The sequence below is a fragment of the Allobosea sp. GW821-FHT12C12 genome, from assembly GCF_058807355.1.
On record NZ_JBXAQP010000006.1, the window covers coordinates 44,247 to 57,087 of the forward strand.

General features: G+C 68.4%; 9 protein-coding genes and 1 tRNA gene. 5 read left to right on the top strand and 5 right to left on the bottom strand.

Features of this window, described 5'->3' with window-relative positions:
- Positions 1 to 66 precede the first annotated feature (66 nt).
- From AC1RRW_RS10415 to AC1RRW_RS10425, 3 genes are all read right to left on the bottom strand, one after another.
- Positions 67 to 2,052, bottom strand: a complete 1,986-nt coding sequence (locus tag AC1RRW_RS10415; RefSeq protein WP_492900676.1) for an acetyl/propionyl/methylcrotonyl-CoA carboxylase subunit alpha — start codon at positions 2,050 to 2,052, stop codon at positions 67 to 69.
- Positions 2,053 to 2,165: 113 nt separating this feature from the next.
- The gene (locus tag AC1RRW_RS10420; RefSeq protein WP_492900677.1) at positions 2,166 to 2,927 is read right to left on the bottom strand and encodes an SDR family oxidoreductase; all 762 of its coding nucleotides are present in this window, start codon (positions 2,925 to 2,927) and stop codon (positions 2,166 to 2,168) included.
- 388 nt (positions 2,928 to 3,315) lie between these two features.
- Positions 3,316 to 3,978 (bottom strand): hypothetical protein, encoded by a 663-nt coding sequence (locus tag AC1RRW_RS10425; protein ID WP_492900678.1) that lies wholly within the window; start codon positions 3,976 to 3,978, stop codon positions 3,316 to 3,318.
- Here AC1RRW_RS10425 and AC1RRW_RS10430 point away from each other — a divergent pair.
- Complete coding sequence (locus AC1RRW_RS10430; protein WP_492900679.1) at positions 3,968 to 7,198, top strand: hybrid sensor histidine kinase/response regulator; 3,231 nt, start codon at positions 3,968 to 3,970, stop codon at positions 7,196 to 7,198. The two genes, AC1RRW_RS10425 and AC1RRW_RS10430, sit on opposite strands and share 11 nt — an antisense overlap.
- Positions 7,199 to 7,272: 74 nt before the next feature.
- Here the strand turns inward: AC1RRW_RS10430 and AC1RRW_RS10435 are convergent, their stop codons facing one another.
- Positions 7,273 to 8,880: a carboxyl transferase domain-containing protein gene (locus AC1RRW_RS10435; protein ID WP_492900680.1), complete on the bottom strand. Its 1,608-nt coding sequence runs from the start codon at positions 8,878 to 8,880 to the stop codon at positions 7,273 to 7,275.
- 71 nt (positions 8,881 to 8,951) lie between these two features.
- Positions 8,952 to 9,668, bottom strand: a complete 717-nt coding sequence (lipB, locus tag AC1RRW_RS10440; protein WP_492900681.1) for a lipoyl(octanoyl) transferase LipB — start codon at positions 9,666 to 9,668, stop codon at positions 8,952 to 8,954.
- A 126-nt stretch (positions 9,669 to 9,794) separates the two neighbouring features.
- Here lipB and AC1RRW_RS10445 point away from each other — a divergent pair, with 126 nt between their 5' ends.
- From AC1RRW_RS10445 to AC1RRW_RS10460, 4 genes are all read left to right on the top strand, one after another.
- Positions 9,795 to 10,064 carry a FliM/FliN family flagellar motor switch protein gene (locus AC1RRW_RS10445; protein ID WP_492900682.1) on the top strand — a complete coding sequence of 90 codons (270 nt, stop codon included), beginning with the start codon at positions 9,795 to 9,797 and terminating at the stop codon, positions 10,062 to 10,064.
- A 116-nt stretch (positions 10,065 to 10,180) separates the two neighbouring features.
- A tRNA-Leu gene (locus tag AC1RRW_RS10450) sits at positions 10,181 to 10,265 on the top strand.
- A 170-nt stretch (positions 10,266 to 10,435) separates the two neighbouring features.
- On the top strand, positions 10,436 to 11,842 hold the full coding sequence (mgtE, locus tag AC1RRW_RS10455) for a magnesium transporter (RefSeq protein WP_492900683.1): 1,407 nt from the start codon (positions 10,436 to 10,438) through the stop codon (positions 11,840 to 11,842).
- A gap of 80 nt (positions 11,843 to 11,922) precedes the next feature.
- The gene (locus AC1RRW_RS10460; RefSeq protein WP_492900684.1) at positions 11,923 to 12,840 is read left to right on the top strand and encodes a glycoside hydrolase family 25 protein; all 918 of its coding nucleotides are present in this window, start codon (positions 11,923 to 11,925) and stop codon (positions 12,838 to 12,840) included.
- Position 12,841: the final 1 nt, after the last annotated feature.

Here is a 12,841-nt window from a genome sequence, read left to right on the forward strand (position 1 = left end):
GTTGCACCCGGTCATGGGTTCCGGGTTCTCGGCTCGCGCCGAGCCCCGGAATGACAAGGGGGAGCGCTACTCCCCCAGCACGACCACCTTCGCGCCCTCGGCCACCTGCCCGCCCGGCTCGCCGGCGACCTCGGTTACCGTGCCGTCGCGGGGCGCGGTCAGCACATGCTCCATCTTCATCGCCTCGACGATGGCGAGCCGCTGGCCCTTCACCACGGCCTCGCCGGCCGTGACGAACAGCGCGATCAGCTTGCCGTGCATCGGCGCCTTGACGACGCCGCCCGAGCCCGAGGCCGCGTCGGGATCGACGGCGAAGGGATCGAACAGCGCAACGGAGGTCTGTCGGCCGCCATGCAGCGCGAGATAGGTTCCGCGTTCCGCTTGAGCCAACGTGATCTCGTGCTCTCCCTCGCCGATCTCGTGGCCGGGCAGGCTTACGCGGGCGCTGTCGGCGTCCCACTCGATCCGGGCCTCGACCCGCTCGCCATCGACCAGCAGCGGCAGACCCTGCGAAGGCCGCGGCATCAGCGCGAAATTATCCGCGGCGAGCCAGGGCGAGCGCGCCTCGCCATCGACGCGTTCGGCCGCCTGCATCACGCCCGCCAGCTGGCGCTCCTCCTCGAGCTGGAGCGCGGCGGCCGCGACCGCCGCCGCATCGAGCGGCTGCGGCTCCGCGCCGAGCGCGACGATGTTGCGATCGATGAATCCGGTGTCGAACGGACCTGTCCGGAAGCCCTCGGCCTCGGCGAGCTTCTTGAGAAAAGCGAGATTGGTGCGCGGGCCGGCGACGATGGTTTCGCCCAGCGCCCTGGCCAGCCGGTCGAGCGCCTCGGCGCGGGTCGGCGCATGGGCGATCACCTTGGCGATCATCGGATCGTAGAACGGCGTCACCGTATCGCCGGCCTCGACGCCGGTGTCGATGCGGATGCCGTCGCCCGCCGGGAACCGCAGCGCCCAGAGCTTGCCGGTCGAGGGCAGGAAGCCGCGCTCGGGATCCTCGGCGTAGAGCCTGGCCTCGACGGCGTGGCCCGTCGCGGTGACGTCGGCTTGCGAGAAGCCGAGCGGCTCGCCGGCCGCGACGCGGAGCTGGAGCTCGACCAGGTCGAGCCCCGTGATCGCCTCCGTCACCGGATGCTCGACCTGGAGCCGCGTGTTCATCTCCATGAACCAGAAGCGGTCGGCGCGCAGCCCATCACGGCCGTCGGCGATGAACTCGACCGTGCCGGCGCCGACATAGCCGACCGCCTTCGCGGCCTCGGTCGCGGCCTTGCCCATGGCGGCGCGGACTTCCGGACTCATGCCGGGCGCGGGCGCCTCCTCGATGACCTTCTGGTGCCGGCGCTGCAGCGAGCAGTCGCGCTCGTGGAGATGGACGACATTGCCGTGGCTGTCGCCGAAGACCTGGATTTCGACATGGCGCGGCGAGAGCACGTATTTCTCGACCAGCACGCGTGCGTCGCCGAAGGCGTTCCTGCCCTCGCGCTGGGCGCTGGCGAGCGCGTCGGCGAAGTCCTCTGGCCGGTCGACCTTCTTCATGCCCTTGCCGCCGCCGCCCGCGACCGCCTTGATCAGCACCGGATAGCCGATGCGCCCGGCTTCCAGCGTGAGGAAATCGACGCCCTGCTCGGCTCCGTGATAGCCCGGCACCACCGGCACCGACGCCGTCTCGACCAACGCCTTGGCGGCGTCCTTCAGCCCCATCGCGCGAATGGCGGAGGCCGGCGGGCCGACGAAGACGATGCCGGCGGCCGCGCAGGCCTCGGCAAAATCGGCGTTCTCGGAGAGGAAGCCGTAGCCCGGATGGATGCAGGCCGCGCCGCTTTCCCGCGCCACCTTCAGGATGGCGTCGGCGTCGAGATAGCTCTCCCGCGCCGGCGCCGGGCCGATGCGCCAGGCCTCGTCCGCCATCTGCGCGAACATCGCCTCGGCATCGGCATCCGAATGCACCGCGATCGTGCGCAGGCCGAGACGCCGGGCCGTCCGGATGACGCGGCAGGCGATCTCGCCGCGATTGGCGATCAGGATGGAAGGCAGCTTCGCGGCGATCGACATGATCTGGATATCCCGGAACATAGGGCGGCGTCGTGTTTTACGATGGATCCCGGAACTCCGCCTCGCTGCGTCCGGGATGACGGTGCGATTTTTTCGCCGGATGTGAACGCCCCTCACCCGCGCCCGACGAACGGCATCTTGCTCGCCATCACCGTCAGGAACAGCACGTTGGCCTCGATCGGCAGGCTCGCCATGTGCAGCACCGAGGTCGCGACGTGGTCGACGTCCATCACCTGCTCGATCGCGATCGAGCCGTCGGCCTGCGGCACGCCCTGCGTCATCTTGCGCGCCATCTCGGTCAGCGCGTTGCCGATGTCGACCTGGCCGACCGCGATGTCGTATTTGCGCCCGTCGAGCGAGGCCGTCTTGGTGAGCCCCGAGATCGCATGCTTCGTCGCGGTGTAGGCGACCGAGTTCGGGCGCGGCGCATAGGCCGAGATCGAGCCGTTGTTGATGATGCGGCCGCCCATCGGGGTCTGATCCTTCATCAGCTTGAAGGCCTCCTGCGTGCACAGGAACGGGCCGGTCAGGTTGGTGTCGACCACGGCCTGCCACTGCGCCAGGGTCAGGTCCTCCAGCAGGATGCCGCCCGGCGCATTCACGCCGGCATTGTTGAACAGCACGTCGAGGCGGCTGAACTTCTCCCTCGTCCTGGCGAACAGGTTTTGCACCGAGGCCTGGTCGGTCACGTCGGTCGGCACGGTGAGCGCCTGGCTCGCCGACACGCCGGAGAGCTGGATCGTCTCCGCCAGCGCCTCCTCGCGGCGTCCGGCCAGAACGGTGCGGTAGCCGTCCTTGAGGAAGGCGAGCGCGACCGCCCGCCCGACGCCCGATCCCGCCCCGGTGATGATGGCGACCTTGTTGTGCCCAGACATGCGTCTTCCCTGTCGTTTTGCCGATTGAACCGTTTCAGATGGCGGCGCGACCATAGCAGCGCGTGCGGCATGCGGAACAGCCGTCGACGCAATCCCGCCCATCGCTCGCCATGACGGAAGCCAGCCATGAGCCGTCGCGAGTCCGAAAACCGTCCGGCAGCAGGCTGGAAGCACGACGAGGCGACCGGAGCGGGCGATACGCGATCCGCATAAGCCAGCAATGCCGGAGCTGTTTTCGTTGGGTGGAGGCAGGGCCGGCCGATGTCGAGAGCGGGGAAGCAAGGCGTGCGCTGGGCGAGGCGTTGATCGCCATCCAGCCGCGAGGCGCGTAGTCAAGGCCAGGCCATGGCGGACAGGCCCGGCGTCCGGAGACGCCGGGTCCCGAACATCAGCCGGACTTCTTCGTCACCAACGTCAGCGCGCCCTCCTGGTCGATCTGCGCCACGATCACGTCGCGCGACGACAGGCCCTTGGCCTCCAACGCCGACTTGATCGCGGGCGCGGCTTCCACGGCGTTGCGCAGTTTCTGCAGATCGTCGGCGGTGCGCGAGGCGAGCGCCTGGTTGACCTGCGTCTTGGTCGCCTCCGGCAACTCGTCGAGATCGACGACGTTGACCGAAGTGATGGCGGGCGGCGATGCCGGCCTCGGCGCGTCCTGACTCGGCGCGGGCGCCGGGGCTTGGGCCAGGCTCGGCGAGTGTGCGCCGACGACGGCGATCCCGGCCAGGGCCGCGCCGAAAGCGAGAGCGGAAATCCTGCTCATGAACATCTCCTTCATGGGTGTGGGAAGCGGGCAGATGACAGCGTCAATGCGGTGCGAGGCTGAAGACCCCATGGTCATTCCGTGACGATGTCGCGGCGGGAATGCGAGGCGCGGAGTCGGAAACCCAGCAAAAGATCGTGTCTTCCGGCAACGAAGCGGCAATTTCCGTGGGTAGTGGCGCAGCCGATCGAGCCGGGCGGCGACGGGCGCTTGCGGACTTGGCGCAAATCCCGTCAAACGGTCAGTCTGAAACCCGATCTCCATGGCGGCTGCGGACGTGAGCGACATCGACACCCTCCTTCCTCACGGCGGAGAGACAGGCGCGCTGATCCGGACCTTCGACTGGTCGGTCACCGGGCTGGGGCCGATCGAGACCTGGCCGCAAAGCCTGCGCACCAGCGTCGCGCTGGCGCTGAGCATGCCGCTCCCGGTCGTGATGCTCTGGGGGCCGGACGGCATCCTGATCTACAACGACGCCTATGCCGGGTTCGCCGGCGGCCGCCATCCCGGGCTGCTCGGGGCCAAGGTGCTGGAAGGCTGGCCGGAAGCCGCCGACCTGAACCGCAACGTTCTCGCCACCTGTCTGGCGGGCCGCACGCTCTCGTTGCGCGAACAGCGCCTGACGCTGAACCGCCGCGGCGTCTTCGAGGATTGCTGGCTCGATCTCGACTACATGCCGATCCGCGACGAGAGCGGCCGGCCGGCCGGCGTCTTCGCCATCGTCATCGAGATCACCGAGCGCGTGCTCGCCGAGCAGCGCCTGAGCATCGCCCAGCAGGCCGGCGGCATCGGCACCTTCGAATGGTTTCCCGATTCGGGCCGGCTCGAGGTGTCCGAGACGTTCCGGCGGATCTGGGGCATCGCGCCGGGCGCGCCCGTCACCGACGGGCTGATGGCCGGCCTGATCGATCCGCAGGATCACGCCCAGCTCGGCGCGCGCCGGCTCAACGACGAAAATCCCCTCGCCTATGCCGAGTTCCGCCGGCGCGACCCGCGCATCGGCGATCCGCGCTGGATCGCGCGGCAGGGCGAGCCGGTCGAGAGCGCGGACGGCGCGCAACGCCGGTTCGTCGGCATCTGCTTCGACATCACCGCGCGCCGGAGCGCCGAGGAGGCGCTGCGCGCCAGCGAGGCGCGCTGGCGCAACCTGTTCGAGCAGATGCAGGAGGGCTTCTTCATCGGCGAGGCCGTGCGCGACGCATCGGGCGCGATGATGGATTTCACCTTCGTCGACATGAACCCGGCCTTCGAGGCGCGCACCGACGTCGACATGGAGAACGCGATCGGCCGCCGCGTCAGCGAGGTCATCCCGCATCTGCCGCCGGAGCTGATCGCGACCTATGCCCGCGTCGTCGAGACCGGCGAACCGGCGCGCTACGAGATCAACGTGCCCTCGCTCAAGGACAAGTGGTTCGAGGCGCGCGCCCGCCGGCTCGGGCCGGAGCGCTTCTCGGTGCTGTTCCTCGACATCACCGGCCGCAAGAAGGCGGAAGCCGCCCTGCGCGAGAGCGAGGCGCGCTTCCGCAGCCTGTCGCAGTCCATGCCCAACCATGCCTGGACCGCCGCGCCCGACGGGCTGCTCGACTGGTTCAACGAACAGGTCTACGCCTATAGCGGCATGGCGGCGGGCTCGCTCGACGGCGACGGCTGGGCCGCGATGGTCCATCCCGACGATATCGCGGGCGCGGCCGCCGCCTGGGAAGACGCCCGGCGCAGCGGTTCTCCCTACGACGTCGAGTTCCGCCTGCGTCGCCATGACGGACAGTTCCGCTGGCACATCGCACGCGCCGTCCCTGTTCGGGACGAGGCTGGCGCAGTCACCCGCTGGATCGGCACGAACACCGACATCGACGACCAGAAGACCGCCGAAGCCGCGCTTGCCGATCTTGCCACGACCCTGGAGGAGCGCGTCGAGCAGCGCACGCTCGAACTCGCCAAGGTGCAGGATGCGCTGCGCCACAGCCAGAAGATGGAGGCGATCGGCAACCTCACCGGAGGCGTGGCGCACGACTTCAACAACCTGCTGCAGGTGATCAGCGGCAATCTCCAGCTGCTGCAGCGCGAGATCGCCGGCAACGACAAGGCCGAGAAACGCGTCGCCAACGCCATGGCCGGCGTGGCGCGCGGCTCCAAGCTCGCCGCGCAGTTGCTCGCCTTCGGCCGGCGCCAGCCGCTCGAACCCAAGGTCGTCAATATCGGCCGGCTGATCCGGGGCATGGACGACCTGCTGCGGCGGACGCTCGGCGAGGCGGTCGAGATCGAGACCATGATCGCCGGCGGCCTCTGGAACACGCTGGCCGACCCGACCAATCTCGAGAACGCGCTGCTGAACCTCGCGATCAATGCGCGCGACGCGATGGATGCGCAGGGTCGGCTGACCATCGAGGCCGGCAACGCCTTCCTCGACGACGCCTACACGCTCGGCCATTCCGATCTCGACTCCGGGCAATACGTCATGGTCGCGGTGACCGATACCGGCTGCGGCATGAGCGCCGAGATCATGGAGCAGGTCTTCGAGCCGTTCTTCTCGACCAAGCCCGAGGGCAAGGGCAGCGGGCTCGGCCTGTCGATGGTCTACGGCTTCGTCAAGCAGTCCGGCGGCCATGTGAAGATCTACAGCGAGCCCGGACAGGGCACGACGGTGAAGCTCTATCTGCCGCGCTCGACCCAGGCCGAGGATGTTCTCGTCGAGAGCGAGTCAGGCCCGGTCAACGGCGGCAGCGAGACGATCCTCGTGGTCGAGGACGACGAGGGCGTGCGCGAGACCGTGATCGCGCTGCTCGGCGAGCTCGGCTATCGCGTGCTCAAGGCCAACGACGCCCAAAGCGCGCTCGCCGTGATCGAGAGCGGCGTCGCGATCGACCTGCTCTTCACCGACGTGGTGATGCCCGGCCCGCTGAAGAGCCCGGAGCTGGCGCGCAAGGCCAAGGAGCGCCTGCCCGATCTCGGCGTGCTCTTCACCTCGGGCTACACCGAGAACTCGATCGTCCATGGCGGACGGCTCGACGAGGGCGTCAACCTGATCTCGAAACCCTACAGCCACGAGGCGCTGGCGCGGAAGGTCCGGCAGGTGCTGGGACGCGACGGCAGGCAGCCGGCTTACGAGACGCCGCCTGTCGCAGAAGCCATGCCGGCGCCAGGCGCTTCCGAGCCCGGCCGCCGCCTCACCGTGCTGGTCTGCGAGGACGAGGCGATCATCCGGATGGACACCGTCGATCTGGTCGGGGAGCTCGGCTACGACGTGGTCGAGGCCGACAGCGGCGAACAGGCGCTGGAGGTCGCGGCGAACCGGCACATCGACATCCTGCTGACCGATATCGGCCTGCCCGACATCTCCGGCCTCGACCTGGCGCGCCGCCTGCGCGATCTCAAGCCCGGCATCGGCGTCATCTTCGCGACCGGGCGCGACCGGATCGAGGGTTTCGCCAACGAGCCCCGCACGGAGCTGCTCAGGAAACCCTACCGTCTCGACCTGCTGGGGAAGGTGCTGGCGCGGATTCTGGATTGAGGGCGCCGGCAGCCGCGCTTTCACCGTCATTGCGAGCGCGGCGAAGCAATCCAGCGTCTTGCCGGCGATCCCGATCACATCCGGAAGACGCCGAACCGTGTCTCCGGCACCTCGGCGTTGAGGCAGGCCGAGAAGGCCAGCGCCAGCACGCGCCGCGTCTCCGACGGCAGGATGATGCCGTCGTCCCACAGCCTTGCGGTGGCGTGGTAGGGCGAGCCCTCCTCCTCGTATTTCGAGCGGATCGGCGCCTTGAACGCCTCCTCGTCCCGCGCCGACCAGCTCTTGCCCTCGGCCTCGATATTGTCGCGCCGGACTGTCGCGAGCACGCTCGCCGCCTGCTCGCCGCCCATCACCGAGATGCGCGAATTCGGCCAGGTGAACAGGAAGCGCGGCGAATAGGCCCGGCCGCACATGCCGTAATTGCCCGCGCCGAAGGAGCCGCCGACCAGCACTGTGATCTTCGGCACCCGCGCCGAGGCGACGGCGGTGACGAGCTTCGCGCCGTCCTTGGCGATGCCGCGTGTTTCAAAGTCGCGGCCGACCATGAAGCCGGTGATATTCTGCAGAAAGAGCAGCGGAATGCGGCGCTGGCAGCAGAGCTCGACGAAGTGCGCGCCCTTCAGCGCGCTTTCGGAGAACAGGATGCCGTTATTGGCGACGATGCCGACGGGGACGCCGTGGATGCGGGCGAAGCCCGTGATCAGCGTCTGGCCGTAGAGCCGCTTGAACTCGTCGAACTCCGAGCCGTCGACCAGCCGGGCGATGACCTCGCGGATGTCGTATTGCTTCCTCAGGTCGGTCGGGACGACCGCTTCGAGCTCCTCTTGCCGGTAGAGCGGCTCGACCGAGTCCGCGATGTCGATGTCGGGGCGCTTGACGCTGTTGAGGTTGCCGGCGATGCGCCGCGCGATCGCCAGCGCATGCGTGTCGTCGCCGGCATAGTGGTCGGCGACGCCCGACAGCCTGGCATGGACATCCGCCCCGCCGAGGTCCTCCGCCGAGACCACCTCGCCCGTCGCGGCCTTCACCAGCGGAGGTCCGCCGAGGAAGATGGTGCCCTGGTTCTTGACGATGACCGTCTCGTCCGACATCGCCGGCACATAGGCCCCGCCGGCGGTGCAGGAGCCCATCACCACCGCGACCTGCGGGATGCCGGCGGCCGAGAGATTGGCCTGGTTGTAGAAGATGCGGCCGAAATGCTCGCGGTCGGGGAAAACCTCGGTCTGGTGCGGCAGGTTCGCGCCGCCCGAATCGACGAGGTAGATGCAGGGCAGCCGGTTCTCGGCCGCGATCTCCTGTGCGCGCAGATGCTTCTTCACCGTCATCGGATAGTAGGTGCCGCCCTTGATGGTGGCGTCGTTGCAGACGACCATGCACTCGCGCCCCGCCACGCGGCCGATGCCGGCGATCAGTCCCGCGCCATGGACGTCGCCCTCATACATGCCGAAGGCGGCGAGCGTCCCGATCTCGAGGAAGGCCGAGCCCGGATCGAGCAGGCGCAGCACCCGCTCACGCGGCAGCAGCTTGCCGCGCGCGGTGTGGCGCTCGCGGGATTTGGCGTTGCCGCCGAGCGCGGCCGTCGCGCGGCGCGCCTCCAGCTCGGATCGCAACGACGTCCAGGCCTGCGCGTTGGCCCGCGTCTCGGCCGATTTCAGGTCGACCTTGCTCTCGATGACCGGCACGTCGCGCTCCCTGGGCAGTCTTGTCTTCTGCGCTGCTTATGGACGGCTGCGCCGTCGATGCCAACACGAGGTCACGCCAACACGGTCAGCCCAAAGATGCGCTCGAACTCGGCCCGAAGCACCGCGTCGACCTCCGGCATCGTCACCGGCAATCCCAGATCGACCAGCGAGGTGACGCCCTGGTCGCTGACGCCGCAGGGCACGATGCCGTCGAAATGCGAGAGATCGGGCTCGACATTGAGCGACACGCCGTGGAACGAGACCCAGCGCCGCACCCGGATGCCGATCGCTGCGATCTTGTCCTCGGCCAATTCTACACCGAAGATCGCCGCCTTCGCCGGCCGCCGGACCCAGACGCCGACGCGGTCCTCGCGCCGTTCGCCGCGCACGTTCATCGCGTCAAGCGTGCCGATCAGCCATGCCTCAAGCGCCGCAACGAACCGGCGCAGATCGGGCTCGCGGCGCTTCAGGTCGAGCATGACATAGGCCACGCGCTGGCCGGGTCCGTGATAGGTGTATTGCCCGCCCCTGCCCGCCCGATGCACCGGAAACAGGCCGGGCGCGACGAGATCGGCGTCCTTCGCGGAGGTTCCGGCCGTATAGAGCGGCGGATGCTCGACCAGCCAGACGCGCTCGGCCGCCTGCCCGTCCGCGATCAGCGCGGCGCGCGCCTCCATCTCGGCGACCGCGTCCTCGTAGCCCGTCAGGCCTGCCGCCACGGCCCATTCGACCGGAGCCGAGCCCGGCTCGGGCAGAAACAAAACCGGCAACTCCTCGCGGCTCTTCACCTTGGCTTAACCATGTTCGGTCGATGCTCTTTTCACCCGATGCGGCGCGGCTTTCTTGCGCCAGGATCCGGTCGGCGGACAAGTTTCGTTGGTCGAATTGCAAAGTTAAGGTTCCGGAGGCAGGACTTGAAGGCCGATCTCGATCTCGTTCCTGTCGAACTGACCGTGGTTCTGGGCCAGACGCGGATGCCGATCTACAAGCTGCTGCGCATGGGTCGCGGCGCCATCATCGAACTCAACGCCACCGAGAGCGACGAGGTCGAGATCCTCGCCAACAACCATCCCTTCGCCAAGGGCAACGTCGTCGTCAGCGGCGCCAAGATCTCGATCGAGATCACCCGGATGCTGAAGCGGCCCACGGTCTACTGCCTGCAGGCCGTCGCCGAAGCCGCCTGAGCCGGGACAGCCTCACCCCATACTTTGTCGGCGAACGCTCTTGTGGCGGCGGATTCGATTTGCTAGACCCGCGCCGCTCCCGGGTTCGCCGCTTAGCGCGGCCCCGACGAGCCGCCGCGGTCATGGCGGAATTGGTAGACGCACTACCTTGAGGTGGTAGCGGGGAGACCCGTGGAGGTTCGAGTCCTCTTGACCGCACCAGATCCGGACGACACGTCCCTTGAACGGCGATCCGCGAGGATCGCCGTTTTCGTTTTCGCTGCTTCGGTCGCGAACGCGTCATGCCGCGTTGCAAGAGCAGGCGGCGGCTGACAAGAACGTCGCCGAACTTTCCCCGAATCGCGATCTGTCCTCGAACCCGGAGCACGCGCATGGCGGAGAGCGGGCACGCCGCGGCCGAGGCGCGGGAACGGCCGATCCGCGACGACGACGGCGCGATCGACCCGGCCCTCGTCGAGCAGGTTTCGCAGGCGCTGCCGCGCTCGGACCTGACGACGCTGCGCGGCGTGGTCGAGGACATGCACGAGGCCGATCTCGGCGCGCTGCTGGAAGCGCTCGACGCCGATGAGCGGCCGCGCCTGATCTCGCTGCTCGGCGCGGATTTCGATTTCACCGCCCTGACCGAGGTCGACGACGCCGTCCGCGAGGAGATCCTCGGCGAGCTCTCGGCCGACGCCGTGGCCGAGGGCGTGCGCGACCTCGATACCGACGACGCCGTCTACATCCTCGAGGACATGAACGAGGCCGACAAGCAGGAGGTGCTCGGCAGGCTCTCTCCCGCGGAGCGGGTCGTTCTGCAGCAGGGCCTCGACTATCCGGAGGACAGCGCCGGACGGCGCATGCAGAGCGAAATCCTCGCCGTGCCGGCGTTCTGGACGGTCGGCCAGACCATCGACCATCTGCGCCGGACCGACAATCTGCCGGAGCGCTTCTTCGCGGTGCTGGTGGCCGATCCGGCGCATCGTTTCGTCGGTTCGGTGCCGCTCGACCGGCTGCTGCGGACGCGGTGCCCGGTCGCCATCGCCACGCTGGTCGACGAGGACAGCCGCGCCGTCCATGCGACCGACGACATCGAGGACGTGGCCCGGCTGTTCCAGCGCTACAACCTGATCGCGACGCCGGTCATCGACGGGGCCGGGCGACTCGTCGGTGTTCTGACGATCGACGACATCGTCGACGTGATCGAGGAAGCGGCCGATGACGACGTCAAGCAGCTCGGCGGCGTCGACGCCGACGAAGAGCTGTCCGATTCGGTGCCGCGGATCGCCAGGAGCCGTTTCCGCTGGCTTTTCATCAATCTGGTCACCGCCTTCCTCGCCGCATCGGTGATGAGCCTGTTCCAGGCGCAACTGTCGCAGTTGGTGGCGCTGGCGATCCTGGCTCCGATCGTGGCGAGCCAGGGCGGCAACGCCGCGACGCAGACCATGACGGTGGCGGTGCGCGCGCTCGCCACGCAGGAGTTGGGCGGCTGGAACATCCGCCGCTTCTTCACGCGCGAGCTGATCGTCGCCTTCGTCAACGGGCTGGCCTTCGCGCTGATCACCGGCACGATCGCGGCGTTCTGGTTCGGCAACAACGGGCTCGGCCTCGTCATCGCCATCGCCATGGTGATCAACCTGATCGCGGCCGCGCTCGCCGGCGTCTCCATCCCGTTCCTGCTCGACCGGGCCGGCATCGACCCCGCCGTCTCGTCGGGAGCCTTCGTCACGACCGTAACCGACGTGGTCGGCTTTTTCGCCTTCCTCGGCACTGCGACGATTTTGCTGAGCCTGCGCTAGAAACAGGCGGGCGAAAACGGATAGCGTAAACCGGCCGTCAAGTTTTCTCCTCAATGCTTCGCGAGATGAAGACCAGCCGCATGACATTTTTCAAGCCCGTATCGCTCCTGCTTCTCGCCGCCGCGGCGCTCGGGGGCTGCGTCGCGATGGAGAACAACTACCCCGCCAAGGGCGACAACCGCCCTCACCCGGGCGTCGCCGCGGCGCTCAACTATCCGATCCAGGGCATCGACATCTCGCGCTGGCAGGGCGAGATCGACTGGGCCGCCGTCAAGGGCGCCGGCACCCGCTTCGTCTTCATGAAGGCGACCGAGGGCGGCGACTACGTCGACCCGGCCTTCCAGCGCAACTGGGAGGGCGCGCGCCGCGCCGGCATCGCGCGCGGGGCCTACCACTTCGTCTACTGGTGCCGCCCGGCCTATGAGCAGGCGGCCTGGTTCAAGCAGCAGATCCCAAACGATCCAGACGCGCTGCCCCCGGTTCTCGACGTCGAATGGAACGGCCAGTCGAAAACGTGCCCGAAGAAGATCGATCGCGCGCTGGCGCTGGAGAAGATCCGGCTGATGCTGACCGAGCTCGAGCAACTGACCGGCAAGAAGCCGATCATCTACACCGACATCACCTTCCACAAGGACGTGCTCGAAGGCCAGTTCGACGACTATCCTTACTGGATCCGCTCGACCGCCGCCCTGCCCGAGACGCGCTACGCCAACCGGCCCTGGGAGTTCTGGCAGTTCACCACGACCGGCCGCGTGCCCGGCATCAAGGGCGATGTCGACCGCAACGCCTTCTTCGGCGGCGAGGCCGAGTTCGCCGCCTGGCGCAACGGCGAATACGACATCGGCACGCGGCGCTGGACGACGCGCCGGGGCGTGCCGCCGCAGCCCTCGCCCGGCCCCGAACGGCCGGCCGCGCCTGCGCCGGTCGCCACCATCCCCGGCGGGCTCGCGCCGGTGTCCTCGTCCTTCCAGGCGAACGCCGGACCCGAGGACGAATAGC